Source organism: Bradyrhizobium sp. UBA2491 (assembly GCF_002341725.1).
Taxonomy (GTDB): domain Bacteria; phylum Pseudomonadota; class Alphaproteobacteria; order Rhizobiales; family Xanthobacteraceae; genus Bradyrhizobium.
Map to the genome: position 1 here is coordinate 1 of NZ_DDOP01000080.1, position 18341 is coordinate 18341.

The 18341-nt window shown below is 65.3% G+C and carries 16 protein-coding genes and 1 pseudogene; 2 read left to right on the forward strand and 15 right to left on the reverse strand.

Annotated features, from left to right (window positions below; translation table 11 throughout):
* Window positions 1–859: LysM peptidoglycan-binding domain-containing protein (locus tag B2W55_RS27405; RefSeq protein ID WP_291532394.1), on the reverse strand; the 859-nt coding region annotated here is incomplete at its 3' end.
* A gap of 110 nt (window positions 860–969) precedes the next feature.
* Complete coding sequence (locus tag B2W55_RS27410; protein WP_024578313.1) at window positions 970–1626, reverse strand: protein-L-isoaspartate(D-aspartate) O-methyltransferase; 657 nt, start codon at window positions 1624–1626, stop codon at window positions 970–972.
* 345 nt (window positions 1627–1971) lie between these two features.
* Between B2W55_RS27410 and B2W55_RS27415 the strand changes: the two genes are divergently transcribed.
* The gene (locus B2W55_RS27415) at window positions 1972–2349 is read left to right on the forward strand and encodes a response regulator (RefSeq protein WP_021081219.1); all 378 of its coding nucleotides are present in this window, start codon (window positions 1972–1974) and stop codon (window positions 2347–2349) included.
* 92 nt (window positions 2350–2441) lie between these two features.
* Here the strand turns inward: B2W55_RS27415 and surE are convergent, their stop codons facing one another.
* From surE to B2W55_RS27475, 12 genes and pseudogenes are all read right to left on the reverse strand, one after another.
* Entirely contained in the window at window positions 2442–3209 is a 768-nt protein-coding gene (surE, locus tag B2W55_RS27420; RefSeq protein ID WP_024578314.1) for a 5'/3'-nucleotidase SurE, read from the reverse strand.
* 64 nt (window positions 3210–3273) lie between these two features.
* Complete coding sequence (locus tag B2W55_RS27425) at window positions 3274–3888, reverse strand: hypothetical protein (protein ID WP_024578315.1); 615 nt, start codon at window positions 3886–3888, stop codon at window positions 3274–3276.
* 16 nt (window positions 3889–3904) lie between these two features.
* Window positions 3905–5236, reverse strand: coding sequence for a serine--tRNA ligase (gene serS, locus B2W55_RS27430; protein ID WP_024578316.1), 1332 nt, complete (start codon window positions 5234–5236; stop codon window positions 3905–3907).
* A gap of 191 nt (window positions 5237–5427) precedes the next feature.
* Window positions 5428–6228 carry a twin-arginine translocase subunit TatC gene (gene tatC, locus B2W55_RS27435; RefSeq protein WP_024578317.1) on the reverse strand — a complete coding sequence of 267 codons (801 nt, stop codon included), beginning with the start codon at window positions 6226–6228 and terminating at the stop codon, window positions 5428–5430.
* Entirely contained in the window at window positions 6225–6755 is a 531-nt protein-coding gene (gene tatB, locus B2W55_RS27440) for a Sec-independent protein translocase protein TatB (protein ID WP_024578318.1), read from the reverse strand. Before tatB ends, tatC begins: the two co-directional genes overlap by 4 nt.
* A gap of 176 nt (window positions 6756–6931) precedes the next feature.
* The gene (locus B2W55_RS27445; RefSeq protein WP_021081213.1) at window positions 6932–7165 is read right to left on the reverse strand and encodes a twin-arginine translocase TatA/TatE family subunit; all 234 of its coding nucleotides are present in this window, start codon (window positions 7163–7165) and stop codon (window positions 6932–6934) included.
* 339 nt (window positions 7166–7504) lie between these two features.
* Window positions 7505–8216, reverse strand: a pseudogene (gene scpB, locus B2W55_RS27450) (SMC-Scp complex subunit ScpB); the annotation flags it as partial.
* 22 nt (window positions 8217–8238) lie between these two features.
* A complete protein-coding gene (locus B2W55_RS27455) occupies window positions 8239–9060 on the reverse strand; it encodes a segregation and condensation protein A (protein WP_024578320.1) in 822 nt (273 codons plus the stop codon).
* Window positions 9057–10079 (reverse strand): beta-N-acetylhexosaminidase, encoded by a 1023-nt coding sequence (gene nagZ, locus B2W55_RS27460; RefSeq protein ID WP_024578321.1) that lies wholly within the window; start codon window positions 10077–10079, stop codon window positions 9057–9059. The genes B2W55_RS27455 and nagZ overlap by 4 nt, the downstream gene beginning before the upstream one ends.
* Window positions 10080–10125: 46 nt before the next feature.
* The gene (locus B2W55_RS27465; RefSeq protein WP_024578322.1) at window positions 10126–11598 is read right to left on the reverse strand and encodes an SPOR domain-containing protein; all 1473 of its coding nucleotides are present in this window, start codon (window positions 11596–11598) and stop codon (window positions 10126–10128) included.
* Window positions 11599–11716: 118 nt separating this feature from the next.
* Complete coding sequence (gene argS, locus B2W55_RS27470; RefSeq protein ID WP_024578323.1) at window positions 11717–13513, reverse strand: arginine--tRNA ligase; 1797 nt, start codon at window positions 13511–13513, stop codon at window positions 11717–11719.
* Between the two features lie 9 nt (window positions 13514–13522).
* On the reverse strand, window positions 13523–14731 hold the full coding sequence (locus B2W55_RS27475) for a deoxyguanosinetriphosphate triphosphohydrolase (protein ID WP_024578324.1): 1209 nt from the start codon (window positions 14729–14731) through the stop codon (window positions 13523–13525).
* 138 nt (window positions 14732–14869) lie between these two features.
* On the opposite strand from B2W55_RS27475, the gene erpA reads away from it, so the two are divergent.
* Window positions 14870–15199: an iron-sulfur cluster insertion protein ErpA gene (gene erpA / locus B2W55_RS27480; RefSeq protein WP_021081206.1), complete on the forward strand. Its 330-nt coding sequence runs from the start codon at window positions 14870–14872 to the stop codon at window positions 15197–15199.
* A gap of 10 nt (window positions 15200–15209) precedes the next feature.
* Here the strand turns inward: erpA and B2W55_RS27485 are convergent, their stop codons facing one another.
* A complete protein-coding gene (locus tag B2W55_RS27485; protein WP_024578325.1) occupies window positions 15210–18338 on the reverse strand; it encodes an efflux RND transporter permease subunit in 3129 nt (1042 codons plus the stop codon).
* Window positions 18339–18341 lie beyond the last annotated feature (3 nt).

The window sequence follows — 18341 nt, forward strand, 5'->3', positions numbered from 1 at the left end:
CCACGGCGGGTGCCGCGGCGACTGCGACCGGCGCAGCGGCAACCGGTTGCGCAACCGGCGCAGGTGCCGCCATCGCAGTCTTGGCACCGGGCACGACGAGCTTCATGCCGAGGCTGAGCCGCGCCGACTGATCGAGATTGTTGGCGCGGGCAAGCTCGGCCACCGGGATGTGGTGCTGGCGCGCGATGCTGTGCAGCGTGTCGCCGCGATTGACATAGTGGACGCCGGGCGCAGCCGCCACAGCGACGGGCCGCGCGGCCGGTGCGGACATCGCGGGTGCAGCGGCGGCTGCGGTCGGACGCGGAATGATCAGTTGCTGACCGGGCGACAGCGCGCGCGGTCCCTTGTAGCCATTGGCGCGCAGGATCTCGGCGCTCGAGACGTTGTAGCGCCGCGCCAGCACTTCCAGCGTGTCGCTGGTGCCGACGATGATGGTGGTGCCGTTATGCCCGGCGTGCGCCGCCGCGACCGAATGCGGCACGGTGCCGGTCGCCTCCATCTGCGCGCGCGCCGGCGGCGGTGGCGCGTAGGACGACATCCCTCGTCCGCCTCCGGAGACGCCGGAGTTGGCGACCGGGTAGGATTGCGGCGCCGCGACCGGCGGCGGCAACGGCTGGGACTGATACTGCGAGTACTGCGGTTGCGTTCGCGGCCGTGCGTATTGCGGCAACTCGCGCGGCGGCGCCTGCACGGAGCTGGTCGGCTGCGGATCGAACGCGAACGGATTCTGTGAATATGAGCTTTGCTGGAAGCGCGACGACATGTCGGCGCTGCAACCGGCGAAAGCCATGGACATCAGCGTCAGCACCGCAACCTGCGGAACGCGACGCGAGCGAAGCAACTCAACAACCCCAGACATGGTTACTCACTCGTACGCAACAAAAGACTGTTTTGAGTAAACACGTAGCGAGTAAATAACCGCTTAACCCAGCGAATAAGGCGTTGGTGCCAAGCAGCAAATCGCCAAATTTACAATTCGCGCGCGATTCCGGGCAGCGCCGGCACAAAGCGCACGTCGACCAATTCCTTGCGGTCGAAGCCGCTCTCCGTCCGCATCATCCGGACCAGCGTCTGGGTGCCCTGATGCGGTCCAACCGGGGCAATCAGGATGCCGCCCGGTTCGAGCCGATCGAGCAGTTTCTCCGGCACCTGCTCCATCGCCGCGGTGACGATGATGCGGTCGAAATCGCCGGCGCCGCGGGGGACGTCGAAGCCGTCCCCGAGCAACACCTCGATGTTGTAATAGCCGAGCTTTTCGAGACGCTTGCGGGCGCCCTCGGCCAACGTGCGGTAGCGCTCGACGGTCAGCACCTGCTTGCACAGCCGGGACAGGATGGCGGCCTGATAGCCCGAGCCGGTGCCGATCTCGAGCACGCGATGGTCTTTCGCGAGCTGCAACTGCTCGGTCATGTAGGCCACCACGAAGGGCTGGCTGATGGTCTGCCCGCAGGCGATCGCAAGCGCACTGTCGCGATAGGCCTCGTTGCGATCGCGCGGCTCGACGAAGACCTCGCGCGGCACCTCTTCCATGGTGCGCAGCACCGCCTGATCGCTGACCCCTCGCCGTCGCAGGGTGAGCTGAAACATCATCTTTTCGGTCGAATCAGGGGTTACGGCCATGTTCATCAGCGTCTCTGGGCACCGGCGCGCGGATCTTGCTGAGCTTGATGCCATTGAATCCAAAATACCGCGTTAAGGAAAAATTTCCCGTCATTTTTGTTCCCGGTCAGGAACCTGGCGGCCTGGTTCGCGTTCGGCGCCAGCGGCGGCTCTTCAGATAGTCACCAATGACGCGTGGTTGACTGAGTCGAGCAGCTCGCCGGATCCTGGACGAATCTCGCGCAGCGAGTCAGTCGGGGCGATGCGGCGAAGTGCCTTTGCACGCTGGAAATGGACCAATCCCCAAACGTTTGCATTGCGCCTGGTAATGTTATTTGCGAGCCTATTTCAGGGACGGGCAAGGATTCCATCATGACAGCGATACGGCCGGCGGGCTGTTCAGTTTTCCTCGTGGAGGACGAGGTCATGATCCGGATGATGGTTGCCGATATGCTGGAGGAACTCGGCCATAGCGTCGCCGCCGAGGCCGGCGAGATCGGCGAGGCAGTCAAGCTCGCGCAATCGACCGAGTTCGACCTCGCGATCCTCGACGTCAACGTCAATGGCAAGGTGATCACGCCGGTCGCCGAGCTGATCAACGCCCGCAACCGCCCCTTCATTTTCGCGACCGGCTATGGCTCGTCCGGCCTGCCGCCGGAGTATCGCGACCGCCCGGCGCTGCAAAAGCCCTTCCAGCTGGAAACGCTGGCCCAGGCGATCTCAAGCGCGATGAGGAGCGCGCCGGTCTGACGATCGGCCCATAGCCCGGATGAGCGCAGCGATATCCGGGGCACCTCAAACAATGGTCCCGGATGTCGCTGCGCTCATCCGGGCTACAACGATCATTTCAACGTGTCGACCAGCGTTTCCGAAAACGCCTCATCGGTGCGATCGAGCCTGAGCGGCGTCACCGAGACGTAGCGCGCGGCGAGTGCTGCGAGGTCGGTGCCTTCGGCCGGCGTATCCATCATCGCCGCACGCTCGAAGCCGATCCAGAAGTACGGATTGCCGCGTCCGTCGTGACGGCGATCGATCTTCAGAAAGCCCTGATTGCGCTTGCCCTGCCGGGTGATCCGGATGCCCTTGACGTCGTCGGGCATGCAGGACGGGAAGTTGACGTTGACGACGGTGTTCCGGGGCACGCCCGCGGCCATCACCTTGCGGATGATATCGGGTCCGAATTTCAGCGCGGTGTCCCACAGCGGCGCGTTGCGCGTCTCGATCGAGAATTCCTGCGACAGCGCAAATGACGGGAAACCGAGAATGGTGCCCTCCAGCGCGCCGGCGATGGTGCCGGAATAGACCACGTCCTCGGCGACGTTGCGGCCCTTGTTGACGCCGCTCAGCACGAGATCGGGCAGCTTGTCGCCGAGGACGTGGCGCGCGCCCATGATGACGCAATCGGTCGGCGTGCCGCGCACCGCGAAGTGACGCGGGCCGACTTCGCGCAGGCGCAGCGGATCGTTGAGCGACAGCGAATGCGAGACGCCGGACTGATCGAGCTCGGGCGCGACGATCCAGACGTCGTCGGACAACGCGCGCGCGATCTCCTCGATGACCTTGAGGCCCGGAGCGTTGATGCCGTCATCGTTGGTGCAGAGAATTCGCATCCGTCAAAGTGCCTTTTTTTCCGATTGGGCTCGATCTTCTTGGCTGACGAGCCGTCTTAACCGGCTAGGGCCGCGGAGGCAAACCTGACGAGGGCCCATGCCAGCGTGCCGACCTCACCCGCCAAGGGCTGACAAACCGGGCGCTGCCGGCGATCTTGCGCTCGAACACCGGCCAGGCAGCCGTGGCGCGCGCTACCGGATTGCTCGGCGACGGCGACGGCGGCGGCTCAGGCTGTGGCGGCTCAGGCTGTGGAGGTTCAATCGCCTGAGCATCGGACCCGGGCGGCTCTGGGACGGCCGTAGCAGGCGCCTCGGCGGATTTTGCCGTGGTAGCCGATTTTACCTTCAACCTGGCCAGCAGTTCTTCGATCGTGGGCACCAACGGCGGTTCGATCGAAGCGCGTGACGCTGCTGGCGCAGCTACCGCAGGCGGCTCGGCCGGCGCGGGATCAGCCAGCGCGACATGCGCGAACTTGGCTCGCGCGACCTCCAGCGCCTTGTCGAAATCCGGCCTGTCGATCCAGGCCTTCGATTGCATCGCCTCGATCACGCGCGCCTCGCCCAGGCGCGCGGCCTCGATGTCGTAATAGCCTCGCTGCTTCTGGTTGATCAGTTGCAGACCGTGGCCGGTGACCGCCCATTGTCGACCAAGCCAGTGGATGTCACGGTGGAGCGGCATCACACTGGCCTCGGCGTTACATGCCGTGCTCGATGACCTTGAGCCCGCCCATATAGGGCTGCAACACATCCGGCACCGCGATCGAGCCGTCCTGCTGCTGATAGGTCTCCATCACGGCGATCAGCGCGCGTCCGACCGCCGTGCCCGAACCGTTCAGCGTGTGCACGAAGCGCGGCTTGCCGTCGGGACCACGATAGCGTGCGTCCATGCGGCGGGCCTGGAAATCGCCGCACACCGAGCAGCTCGAAATCTCGCGATAGGCGCCGCCGTCGCCCTGCCCCGGCATCCAGACCTCGATGTCGTAGGTCTTCTGCGCGGAGAAGCCCATGTCGCCGGCGCACAGCGTCATCACCCGGTAATGCAGATCGAGCCGGCGCAACACTTCCTCGGCGCAGGACAGCATGCGCTCGAGTTCATCCTTGCTGGCTTCGGGCGTCGTGATCGAGACCAGCTCGACCTTGGTGAACTGGTGCTGCCGGATCATGCCGCGGGTGTCGCGGCCGGCAGCACCCGCCTCGGCGCGGAAGCACGGTGTCAGCGCGGTGAGCCGCATCGGCAGCTCTTTCTCGTCCACGATCGACTCGCGAACGAGGTTGGTCAGCGAGACCTCCGCAGTCGGGATCAGCCCGAGGCGCGCGCTGCGCAGATCGGCATCGGGTCTTGCAAGCAGCTCACCGCTGATCGCCCAGAACTGGTCGTCCTCGAATTTCGGCAACTGGCCGGTACCGAACATCACGGCATCGCGCACCAGCAATGGCGGATTGATTTCGGTATAGCCGTGCTCACCCGCGTGAAGATCGAGCATGAATTGCCCGATCGCGCGCTCGAGCCGCGCCAAGCCCTTCTTCAGCACAACGAAGCGCGCGCCGGACAATTTCGCCGCCGCCTCGAAATCCATAAAGCCGAGCGCGGTGCCGAGATCATCGTGCAGCTTCGGCGCAAAACCGTAGTCACGCGCCTTGCCGAACACGTGATGCTGGACATTGCCGTGCTCGTCGGTGCCGTCGGGCACCTCGTCGAGCGGCAGATTGGGGATCGACGACAGCTCTCTCGTCAACTCCTCGTCGGCCGTCTTCGCCGCGGTCTCGAGCTCCGGCATCGTCGTCTTGAGCTCGGCGACCTCGGCCATCAGCTTGGCGGCGCGCGCCTCGTCCTTGGCCTTCTTGGCGTCGCCGATCTCTTTCGAGGCCGCATTGCGCCGCGCCTGGGCCTGCTCGGAGGCCAGGATCGCGGCACGCCGCCTCTCGTCGATCGCCAGCAGCGACGGCGACAGCGGCCCAAGTCCGCGGCGCTTCAGGCCGGCGTCGAAGGCTGTCGGGTTGTCGCGGATCGCTTTGATATCGTGCATGGCGGGAAGTCCTAATATGCGTTGATTGACAACGGTTGTGTTGACAATCAACGTTCCACTACCACGACCGTCATCACCCGCGAAAGCGGGTGATCCAGTATTCCAGAGGCGTCGGTGTCTGACCGAAAGGCCGCGGCGTACTGGATACCCCGCTTTCGCGGGGTATGACACTGAATGTGGGGCGAAAGGGCCTACTCGGCCGGATTGGTCGCCGAGCCGGACGAGGCATTCGAAGCCGCGGCCTTCTTCTCCACGATCCGGACCGCGATGATGGCACCCTCATAGAGCGCGAGCAGCGGGATAGCGAGCGAGGCCTGGCTCAGCACGTCGGGCGGCGTCAGCACGGCGGCGATGATGAAGGCGACCACGATGAAGTAGCGCCGCTTTTCCTTCAGCATCTTCGAGGTGACGATGCCGACCCGCCCGAGCAGCGTCAGGATCACCGGCAACTGGAATGCGATGCCGAACGCGAAGATCAGCGACATCATCAGCGACAGATACTCGCCGACCTTGGGCAGCAACTGGATCTGCGCGGTCTCGGCGCCGGCCGCCTGCTGCATGCCGAGCGAGAAGCGGGTCAGCATCGGGAAGACCACGAAATAGACCAGCGCCGCGCCCATCACGAAGAACACCGGCGTCGCGATCAGGTATGGCAGGAAGGCGTTGCGCTCGTGCCTGTAGAGCCCGGGCGCCACGAATTTATAGATCTGCGTCGCGACGATCGGGAACGAAATGAAGCCGGCGCCGAACAGCGCGAGCTTGAGCTGCGTCAGGAAATATTCGAGCAGCGCCGTGTAGATGAATTTGGAGTTTTCCGGCCCCGCCACCCAGATGAAGGGCCACACCAGGACATTGAATATCTGCTTGGCGAAGAAGAAGCAGATGATGAAGGCCACGCCGAAGCCGAGCAGCGCCTTGATCAGGCGCGAGCGCAGCTCGATCAGATGATCCATCAAGGGGGCCTTGGAGGCCTCGATATCTTCGGCGCTCATGACGCCCTCGCGTCCTTCAGCACGTCGGGCTCCGCAGACGACGCCTGCTGCGCCGGTGCGGGCTCGGACTTCACTTCACTGGTGACCGCAAGCGGCTCGCTGCTGGCGGCGTGCGTCTCGGCCTCGACGAAGGTTTCCGGCGTCGGCGCGACCGGCGTCGTGGGCGTGACCGGTGCATCGCCAGTCGATGTCACCGGCGCGTCGATCGCGGAGGCGACCTGCGCATCGACCGGCTTGTCGATCTGCAAGGCGTCGCTGACGTCCTTCTGCAACGAGGTCATGATGTTGCCGCCGCTGGTGATGCCGGTGGCGGCTTCCCTGACCTCGTCAAAGCTCTTCTTGAGGTCGGCCATCTCGGCCTCGCGCATGGCCTCCTGGAACTGACCCTGGAATTCGGCGGCCATCTTGCGGGCCTTGCCCATCCATTGCCCGACCATGCGCAGCACGCCCGGCAGTTCTTTCGGGCCGATGGCGATCAGCGCGACGACCGCGATGACCACCAGTTCACTCCACCCGATATCGAACATGAATTGTTCCGCCTCAGCGCGCCACGATCGGCCCCATGGTCTGACAGGACTTGCCGTCCTAACAGGATCTGGGGCCGCCGGCGCCTCTTCTCAACCGGCGTCCATAGCGCGTCTGTGCGACGGCGTCACCGTTTCGCGCAAAGAAAAACGTCGAAATATTCGTCAGTACGAGCGCGTTAGACAGCCTTGCTGCCAACGTCCTGGCGCGCTGCCGACGGCGCCGCGTTGTGATCGATCGCCTTGGTGGGCTCGGTCTTGTCTGCGACCTTGTCGTCGTCCTGCATGCCCTTCTTGAAGGCCTTGATGCCCTGGGCGACGTCACCCATCAGGTCCGAAATCTTGCCGCGTCCGAACAGCAGCAGGACCACTGCGATCACGACGATCCAGTGCCAAATGCTCAGCGAACCCATCCTGCAAACCCTCCAGAAATGGCCGGGCGAACCGGCCTGGACTTTGCCGGAAGGTAGGCCCGCGGGGTGTCAAAAACAAGGACTTCGGCCGCGGCAAATCGCTGTCGCGGCTACGTAATATTGCTAGGCTTAACCGGGAATATTCGGGCTATTCGCCCTTCTCCTCGGCGCCGTCCTCATCGTCGGCGTGGCCGGCGCGCTGGTCCGGCTCGTCGGCGTCGGGCTCGGCCGCGTCGACCTCCGAAGCCATCTCCGCTTCGACTTCGGTCTCGGCAGCCGTTTCGGCCTCGGCCGTCACTTCAACCTCGCCAGGAGCCTCGGGCTCGGCCTTCGGTTCCTCGGCGTCCGGCTCGACGGCCGGCGCCAGCAGCAGTTCCAGCGTATCGCCGGGCTCGAGCGGCTCCTCGTCCTCGTGCAGCGTCGCGTCGTCCGATGGCGACGGCACGGAGAAGCCGGTCGGCAGCCGCGAGTCGAGCAAGCCAGTACCCTTGAGTTCCTCAAGCCCCGGCAGGTCGCCCAGCGCCTCAAGGCTGAACTGCGACAAGAATCCGTCGGTGGTACCGAAGGTCAGCGGACGGCCCGGTGTCTTGCGACGGCCGCGCGGCCGGATCCATCCGGTCTCCAGCAGCACATCGATCGTGCCCTTCGACGTCACCACGCCGCGAATCTCTTCGATCTCGGCGCGGGTCACCGGCTGGTGATAGGCGATGATCGCAAGCACCTCGATCGCCGCACGCGACAGCTTGCGGGTCTCGGTGCTCTCGCGCGTCATCAGCCACGACAGGTCGCCGGCGGTGCGGAACGTCCACTTGTTCGCGACCTTCACCAGGTTGACGCCGCGCGGCGCATATTCCGCCTGCAACTGCGCGAGCGCTAGCTTGATATCGACGCCGTCGGGCATCCGCTTTGCCAGCGTTGCCTGATCGACCGGCTCGGCCGATGCAAACAACAGGGCTTCCAGGAGCCGCAATTCCTCAGGACGCGCCACCGGATCCATAGGAGAAACCTCCTCCTCGGGCTCTTCTCTGCGCACTTCCGCCAAGCTTGCCATGGGCTTGCTCTCCTTCTTCCGCTTACTCAACCGACAGGTCCGGCGCCGCCATGGCGGCTTGCGCTGGACGCTTTCGGAAATAGATCGGCGCGAACGCCTGCTTCTGGTTGATCTCCATCTCACCCTCGCGGACCAGCTCAAGGGCCGCAGCGAAGCTCGATGCGAACACCGTCGCCTTCTGCTTGGGATCAGCGACATAGTTCATCAGGTACTCGTCGAGGCAGCTCCAGTCCTCGGCGAGGCCGACCAGCCGCTCCAGCGAAGCGCGTGCTTCCGCCAGCGACCACACGGTCCGCTTGGCAAGATGGACCGTCGTCAGCACGCGTGACGCACGCTGCGTCGCATAGGCCGACAGCAGGTCGTACAAAGTCGCGGTGAACTTCGGATGCTTGATCTCGGCGATCGTTTCCGGATTGCCGCGTGGAAAGATATCGCGCTGGAACTGCGGCCGGTTCATCAGCCGGTTTGCCGCCTCGCGGATCGCCTCCAGACGACGCAGCTGGTTGGCAAGCGCGGTCGCCATTTCCTCGGCGCTCGGTCCTTCCGCGGTCGGCGGTTCCGGCAGCAGCAGCCGCGACTTCAGGAAGGCGAGCCAGGCCGCCATCACCAGATAGTCGGCCGCAAGCTCCAGGCGAATCTTGCGCGCCGCCTCGATGAACGAGAGATACTGATCGGCGAGCGCGAGGATCGAGATCTTCGACAGGTCGACCTTCTGCTGCCGCGCCAGCGTGAGCAACAGGTCGAGCGGGCCTTCATAGCCCTCGACGTCGACCACCAGCGCCGGTTCGCCATCAGCGAGGTCGGCCGGCCGCCCGGTATCAAACGATAGAATTTCAGCGGTCATGCCGTCCCTACCCGATCCAACAACGCATCCAGTTCAGCTCGCGCCGCCTGCCGGTCGATCGGCTCAGGCTGCTTCCGCGCGGCGAGCGCGGCCCTGGCGCGCTCAAGCGCCTTGCCGGTCAGTTCCGGCGTCTCCCGCGCGACCTCGCGCATCTCGTCGAGATTGCCGTTGCAGTGCAGAATCACGTCGCAACCGGCGGTGACGATGGCGCGGGTCCGTTCGGCGATCGATCCGGCCAGCGCATTCATCGACACGTCATCACTCATCAACAAACCTTGGAACCCGATCAGGCCGCGAATCACCTGTTCGATGATTGTCGCAGAAGTCGTCGCCGGATGGGCGGGGTCCAGCGCGCTAAACACAACATGTGCAGTCATCGCCATCGGCAGGTCCGCCAGCGGCCGGAACGCGGCGAAATCGGTCCGTTCCAGCTCGTCCCTGGTGGTATCGACCGTCGGAAGCCGGAAATGGCTGTCCGCGGTGGCCCGACCGTGGCCGGGGATATGCTTGAGGATCGGCAGCACGCCGCCCTGCTCGAGCCCGTCGGTGACCGCGCGGGCGATCGCTGCGACCTTGTCCGGCTCGGTCCCATAGGCCCGGTTGCCGATCACGGCGTCTGCGCCTGCCACAGGAACGTCAGCCAACGGCAGGCAGTCGACCGTGATCCCAAGGTCGATCAGATCGGCCGCGATCAGGCGCGAGCTGAGCCGGGCGGCGGCAAGGCCGAGCTTCGGGTCGATGTCGTAGAGTGCGCCAAAACTCGCGCCCGGCGGATAGACCGGCCAATGCGGCGGGCCGAGCCGTTGTACCCGGCCGCCCTCCTGGTCGATCAGGACCGGGGCGTCGACGGCGCCGACTGCCGACCTGAGTTCCCCAACGAGAGCTGCCACTTGGACAGGATTCTCGATATTGCGCTTGAACAGGATGAAGCCCCATGGCCGCTCGGCGCGAATGAATTCGCGTTCGGCGTCATTGAGGGTCAGCCCGGATATGCCCGTGATGAATGCGCGGTTCGTCATTCGGCCGATTAGGCCGTATGCGGCTCACGGGTCAAGGAAACGGCCGTTAATTTCTTTGGATGAGGCATTGCGGCCCACCGGCCGACATCAGGCTCTTGCAAAGCTGGCTCGCCTCGTCCGATGACGCGAACGGGCCGGCAAAGGCGCGGTAATAGACGCCCTTCTCGCCGAGATCGACGCGTTTCACCACCAAAGGCTGCGAGCCGAGCACGTTGCGATACTTGCCCTGCAACGTCCGGTAGGACGCCTGAGCGTCGGCCTCGTTCTTCTGCGACGACACCTGGACCAGGTATCCACCGCCGCCAACCGAGGCGGTCGTGGTGGATGCCATCCGGGTCGGCGGCGCGGCCGGAGCTGCATCGGCCTGACCGGGGGCAAGCGACAGCGGCGCGTTGACGCTGGCGTTTGCCGCGGACGGATTGCCGCGTGACACCGGCGGCCTTGCGGCGGCCATCGACCGCGTCGGCGCGGCCTGGGCCGCGTCAGGCGTGTCGCCCTTGACCGCGAGGGTGCGGATCTTGCGCGGCTCGCTCTGCGGCAGCGTGCCGTTGGCGGTGATCGGCGCCGGCGCGGGCTGCGCGGTCTGCACGCTGGCCGCCGAGGGCGGATTGGCATTGGCATTCAGCGGCGGAAACACGACGCGCGGTCCGGCCGCCTTGGAGTTGACGTCGACCGGAGTTTCCTCGCGCGACACGATCTTCTCGGTGCCGTCACCCGCCGCCATGCGGTCGGGCGTCTTGGCCGGCGTATCGGCCTGCGCCGGGATCACCTTGGTCGGCGTGTTGTCGGCCTTGATGATCGGCGGCTCGCCGGTGCGGGGCGAGCCGACATAGTTGCGATAGGCGAGCGCGCCGCCGGTGCCAACCACCGCAAGCGCGACCACCGCAGCAACCGTCATCAGGCCGCTGCTGCGTCGCTTCGGTTCGGGTTCGTCCTCATAGGCCTCGTAGGCATAGGGATCGTCCGGATAGGCCGGATCGCGCTGGAGGTCCTGTTCGCCGGCTTCCAGCTGACCATAGAGCGCGTCGTCATAGCGCGACGGATCGTGGCCCTGCGCACCGTCCTGGTAATGCACCGCCTCGTCATAGGCTTCAGCCTGCCGCGCGGGCTCGACCGCGCGATAGGGCGCGACCGGTGCCGGCGCGGACTGCGGCTGTTGGGCCGCATAACGGTGCAGCGGATGCACCGGGCTCGGCTGCTGGTAGTCCTGCTCGGGCTCTTCGTAATCGACGTGCTGCTGCGCAGGCGGCTGCACCGGCGGCGGAACGACGGCGTCCTGCCGCGCGCGCTTCATCCAGGGCGGCGGGCCGGCGGGCGGCGCATCCTCTTCGTCTGCCTGCGGCTGATATTGTTGCGGCCGCACATTGGCGCGCGATTGCAGCGGATGCGGCGGCGGCTTGTTGGCGCTGCCGAACGGATCCGTCTGGCCGATCAGGCGGGCCAGCTCGGCAAGCGGATCGCTCTCGGCCTTGGGTGCCGTGTCGGCGGGAAAATGTCGGTCCTGATATCGATCAGCCATTGTGATGATGCATCCCCTTCGGGACAGCGCCAAGATCGCCGGCACAGCCGGTCCGAACGAGTTGGCCCCTGCCAGATGCCCTCACAAATCCCCACTCGTGAGGGCCTAATGCCCCTGCCTACCGCATCTCGGTCGGAGCGTGGACGCCTAGTACAGCTAAGCCCGATGCCAGAACCGAGACGACGCCCTGAACCATTGCCAGTCGCGCCCTCGTGATCTCTGCATCATTATTGATAATGAAGCGTAAATAGGGCAAATCCCGCCCCCTCGTCCAAAGCGCGTGAAATTCACTGGCCAAATCATATAGATAAAAAGCGATTCGGTGCGGCTCATGTGCCGCCGCCGCAGCCTCGATCATCCGCGGATAAAGCGCAAGCCGCTTCAGCAAATCGAGCTCGGCCGGATCGGTCAACCGTTCGACCGCAGCACTACGGAGATAGGCCAGCCGGGCGTCGTCGGTCTCGGGCAGATCCGGAACCGCCTCCTCCCGCGCGTTGCGGAAGATCGAGTGGCCGCGGGCGTGGCCGTACTGGACGTAGAAGACGGCGTTGTCCTTGGACTGCTCGATCACCTTGGCGAGGTCGAAATCGAGCACCGCATCGTTCTTGCGGAACAGCATCATGAACCGGACGGCGTCGGAACCGACCTCGTCGACGACCTCACGCAGCGTGACGAAATCGCCTGACCGTTTCGACATCTTCACCGGCTCGCCGTCGCGCAGCAGCTTCACGAGCTGCACGATCTTGACGTCGAGCACGGCCTTGCCCGCGGTCACGGCCTTCACGGCTGCCTGCATGCGCTTGATGTAGCCGCCATGATCGGCGCCGAACACGTCGATCAGGTTGGTGAAGCCCCGCTCGAACTTGTTGCGATGGTTGGCGATGTCGGATGCGAAATAGGTGTACGAACCGTCCGACTTGATCAGCGGCCGATCGACGTCGTCGCCATAGGCGGTGGCGCGGAACAGCGACTGCTCGCGGTCCTCGTAATCCTCGACCGGCTTGCCCTTCGGCGGCGGCAGGCGCCCCTCATAGATGTCGCCCTTGGCGCGCAGGAAGTCGATGGTCTCGGCGACCTTGTTGTTGCCCGAGGTGATCAGCGAGCGCTCGGAGAAGAACACGTCGTGATGGATGTTGAGCGCGGCGAGATCGCCCTTGACCATCTCCATCATCATGGCGATCGCCTTGTCGCGCACGATCGGCAGCCACTCGGCTTCCTTCATGTCGAGCAGCTTCTCGCCATGCTCCTTGGCGAGCGCTTCGCCGACCGGCACGAGGTAATCGCCGGGGTAAAGCCCTTCGGGGATCGCGCCGATGTCCTGCCCCAGCGCCTCGCGGTAGCGCAGAAACGCCGAGCGTGCCAGCACGTCGACCTGCGCACCGGCGTCGTTGATGTAGTATTCGCGGCAGACGTCGTAGCCCGCGAATTGCAGCAGGCTGCACAGCGCGTCGCCGAACACGGCGCCACGGCAATGGCCGACATGCATCGGCCCGGTCGGATTGGCCGAGACGTATTCGACATTGACCTTCTCGGCCTTGCCGATGTCGCTGCGTCCGTAAGCGGAGCCGGCGGCCAGCACGGCGCGCAGCGCGTCCGCCCAGACCTGCGGCTTCAAGGTCAAATTGATGAAGCCGGGCCCGGCGACGTCGACCGAGGCCACCAGCGCATCGGCGCGCAGCCGCTCGGCGATCTTGTCGGCGAGCTCGCGCGGCTTGGCCTTGGCATCCTTGGCGAGCACCATCGCGGCATTGGTCGCCATGTCGCCATGGCTGGCGTCGCGCGGCGGCTCCACCACGACGCGCGTCAGATCGATGCCCGCGGGCCAGTTGTCCTCGGCGGCGACCGCGGCACAGATCACGTGCACGCGCGTCAGCATGTCGGCAAAAAGGTGCGGTGAAGCAGTGGTGTCGGCCATGGCAGGGCGCTAACGCAAATCCGGGGTCGAGTCAAAAAGCCTTTGGTGTTCGATCAGGGCGAAACGGTCGGTCATCCCGGCAATGAAATTGCCGATCCGCCTGTTCCGCGCGCTGGCGGTCTCCTCCGCGCTCCCCTCGACCCATTCCGCCGGCAAATCTTCCGGCGACTGCCGGTAGCGCTCGAACAGATTGCGCACCACCTGCTCCGCCTCCCGCATCACCAGCATCACCCGCTGGTGGCGATACATCCGCCGGTACAGGAACGCCTTGATCGCCGCCTCCTGCCCGGCCACGTCGGACGGGAACGCAATCAGCGGAGCATTGTGGTTGCGGACGTCGTGGGCGGATTGCGGCTGGGCCGCCGCAAGCCGCCGGCTCGCCTCCGTGAACACGCCATTGATGAAATGCGAGATCAACTCACGGACCAGCTCGGCGCCGCGCCGGACCTCGTCGAGATCGGGATAGTGCCGGTCGATCGCGGCGATGATCTCAGCGGTCAGCGGCATCTCCTTGAGGTCGTCGACCGCGAACAGGCCGGCGCGCAGGCCGTCGTCGATATCGTGCGCGTCATAGGCGATGTCGTCGGCGAACGCCGCGATCTGCGCCTCGAGCGAGGCATAGCTCCAGAGCTCGAGGTCGTAGGTCTTGTTGTAGTCGGCGATCCCGACCGGAATGCCGCCCTCCCAGTAGCGCCCGGCCGGTGCGCCGTTGCGCTCGGTCAGCGGCCCGTTGTGCTTGACGATGCCCTCGAGTGCTTCCCAGGTCAGGTTGAGCCCGCCGAACTCGGGATAGCGGTGCTCCAGCGAGGTGACGACCCGCAGCGTCTGCGCATTGTGGTCGAAGCCGCCATCATCCTTCAGGCATGCGTCGAGCGCCCGCTCCCCGGCATGCCCGAACGGCGGGTGGCCGAGATCGTGCGCGAGCGCCAGCGTCTCTGTCAGATCCTCGTCGACCCCGAGCTGGCGGGCCAGTGCGCGGGCGATCTGCGCGACCTCCAGCGAATGGGTCAGCCGGGTGCGGTAATGATCGCCCTCGTGGAAGACGAACACCTGGGTCTTGTGCTTGAGGCGGCGGAAGGCGGTCGAGTGGATCACCCGGTCGCAGTCGCGCCGGAACGGGCTGCGGGTCCGGCTCGGCGGCTCCGTGACCAGCCGGCCCCGGCTGCGGTCGGGGTCGCAGGCATAAGGCGCGCGGGGGGCAGCCATTCCGACCGACACAGTATTTTAGTCCTTATCCATTTGATTCCATGGTCCGACGCACTTAACTATGTCTGAGGCGGCGGACCAAATGAATTGGGTATGACGCCGGGCATGATCCGATCAGATCGCGCTCAAATAGGGTTTCGGAGACCGAACATGACTGCTGCCATCACTGTCAGCGAACGGGCCGCCCGCCGTATCGGGCAGATCCTCAGCAAGGAAGGCGACGGTGCCAAGCTGCGCATTTCGGTCGAGGGCGGCGGCTGCTCCGGTTTCCAGTACAAGTTCGACGTCGAACGCACCCAGGCCGATGACGATCTGGTGATCGAGCGCGACAGCGCCGTGGTGCTGATCGATCCCGCCTCGGTCCCGTTCCTCGCGGGCTCGGAAGTCGACTTCGTCGACGACCTGATCGGCGCCTCGTTCCGCGTCGTCAACCCGAACGCCACTGCCTCCTGCGGCTGCGGCACCAGCTTCTCGATCTAGCCGCCTCCACCTACTCCGCCGCGACCACCTGCGGGCGATCGACGTCACCGGTGGCGTCTGCCTGCGGGTCGAGCTTGCGCCGCAACTTGCGGTCGATGCGGTCCAGATAGATATAGATCACCGGCGTGATGAACAGCGTCAACAGTTGCGACACGCAGAGGCCGCCGACCACCGCGACACCGAGCGGCTGACGCAGCTCCGCGCCGGCGCCCGCGCCGAGCGCGATCGGCAGCGTGCCGAAGATCGCCGCGAACGTGGTCATCATGATCGGGCGGAAACGCAGCAGCGCCGCCTCGCGGATTGCGTGCTCGGCACTCAAGCCGACGCGGCGGCGCTCCAGCGCGAAGTCGACCATCATGATCGCGTTCTTCTTGACGATGCCGACCAGCATCACGATGCCGATCATCGCGATCACCGACAGCTCCATGCCGAACAGCATCAGCGTCAGGATCGCGCCGATGCCGGCCGACGGCAGGCCCGAGATGATGGTGATCGGATGGATGAAGCTCTCGTAGAGAATGCCGAGGATCACGAAGGCCGCGAACACGGCGGCGAGGATCAGGACGCCCTGCCCGCGCAGCGAATCCTGGAACACCTGCGCGGTGCCGGAGAACCCGGTCGCGATCGTCGGCGGCAGGTTCGAATTCTGCTCGAGCTCGGTGATCTTGTCGACCGCATAGCCCAGCGAATTACCCGGCGCGAGATTGAACGAGATGGTCACCGCCGGCTGCTGGCCCTGGTGGTTGATCTGCAACGGGCCGACCGTCGGCACCAGCCGTGCCACCGCGTCGAGCGGGATGGTCTGGCCGCTCCCGGTCTTCATGTAGAGTTTTGACAGGTCGGACGGATCAACCCGGAATTGCGGCTGCACCTCCAGGATGATCTGGTAGTCGTTCGACGGCATGTAGATGGTGCCGACCTGCCGCGAACCATAGGCGTTGTAGAGCTGGTTGCGGACCTGATCGACGGTGACGCCGTAGACCGCCGCCTTCTCGCGGTCGATATCGACCGTCATCTGCGGGTTCTTGATGTAAAGATCGGTGGTGACGTCGAGCAGGCCCGGGATCTTCTCGATCTTGTCGCGCATCTCAGGCGCCAGCCGGTACAGCGACTCGGTGTCGCCGCTCTGCATCACATACTGGTACTGGCTCTTCGAGATGCGGCCGCCGATGTTGAGGTTCTGCACGCTCTGGAAGAATGCCTGCATGCCCGGAATCTCGCGCGCCTTCTGACGCAGCCGGCCGATCACGACGCTGGCATTGTCGCGGGTCTTCTGCGGCTTCAGTGCGATGAACAGCCGGCCGTAGTTGGTGGTCGGATTGGGACCGCCGGAGCCGACGGTGGAATTCACATAGTCGATCGCCGGATCGGTCCGCAGCACCTCGACCAGCGCCTGCTGGCGCACCTTCATCGCCTCGAACGAGGTGTCGGTCGCCGCCTCCGTCACGCCGATCAGGAAGCCGGTGTCCTCCTGCGGGAAGAAGCCCTTCGGCACCAGCATGTAGAGATAGAAGGTGCCGCCGAGCGTCGCGAGCGTCACCGCGAGCATCAGGGCCTTCCTGGCCAACACCCAGTCCAGCGCCCATTCATAGGCCCGCAGCCAGGCCTCGAACATCGCCTCGAACGCCCGCAGAACGATGTTGGGCCGCTTGGCCGCGTCATGCGCGCGCAGCACGCGGGCGCACAGCATCGGCGTCAAGGTCAGCGACACGAAGCCGGAGACGATGATCGCGACCGAGATGGTGACCGCGAATTCGCGGAACACGCGGCCGACGATGCCGCCCATCAGCAGCACCGGGATGAACACGGCGATCAGCGAGAAGGTGATCGAGATGATCGTGAAGCCGATCTCACGGGCGCCCTTCAGCGCCGCCTCGAACGGCTTCATGCCGTGCTCGATATGGCGGACGATGTTCTCCAGCATGACGATGGCGTCGTCGACCACGAAACCGACCGAGAGCGTCAGCGCCAGCAGCGTCATGTTGTTGATCGAGTAGTCCAGCGCGTACATCACCGCGCAGGTGCCGAACAGCGAGATTGGCACCGCGAGCGCCGGAATGAAGGTCGCCGATGCCGAGCGCAGGAACAGGAAGATCACGAGGATCACCAGCGCGATCGCGATCAGCAGGGTCTCCTCGACGTCGCTGACCGCCTGCCGGATCGAGACCGAACGGTCCATCATGACCTGCATGGTCACCGAGGGCGGGATCGCGGCGCGCAGCGACGGCAGCTTCGCGAGCACGGCATCGACCACCGCGACGGTATTAGCGTCGGGCTGTTTCTGGATCGCGAGCACGATCGCCCGCTCGTCGTTCATCCAGGTCGCGATCTTGTCGTTCTCGACGCTGTCATAGACCTTGGCGATCTCGTCGAGGCGGACCGGCGAGCCGTTGCGCCAGGCGACGTAGATCTGGCGGTAGTCGGCCGCCTTGTCCATCTGGCCGGAAGCCTGCAGCGCGACATCCTGCTTGGGGCCGTTCAGCGTGCCGACCGGGGTCGAGGAATTGGCCCGCGACACCGCGGCGCGGATATCCTCCATCGAGACACCGCGGGCGGCGGCGGCCTCCGGATCGGCCTGGACCCGGATCGCAAATTTCTGCGCGCCGTAGATCAGGACCTGCGCAACGCCGGGCAGTTGCGACAGCGCCTGCCCGATCGTGATGTCGCCGTACTCGTTGACGCTCGACAGCGGCAGCGTCGCCGACCCCAGCGAGACGAACAGCACCGGGAAATCTGCCGGGTTCACTTTCCGGAAGCTCGGCGGGATCGTCATCTCGATCGGCAGCCTGCGCTGCGCGATCGTCAGCGCCGTCTGCACGTCGAGCGCGGCCGCATCGATGCTGCGGTTGAGGTCGAACTGGATGGTGATGACGCTGGTGCCCTGCGACGAGTTCGAGGACATCGAGGAGATGCCGGCGATGGTCGAGAGCTGGCGTTCGATGATGCCGGCGACCGAGGCGGCCATGGTGTCGGCGCTGGCGCCTGGCAAGGTCGCGGTGACCGCAATCGTCGGGAAATCCACCTTGGGCAGTGCCGAGACCGGCAGCAGGCGGAAGCCGAACACGCCGAATGCGATGATCGACGCCGTGATCAGCGTCGTCATGACCGGGCGGCGGATGCAGAGCTCGGAGAGCGTCATCGA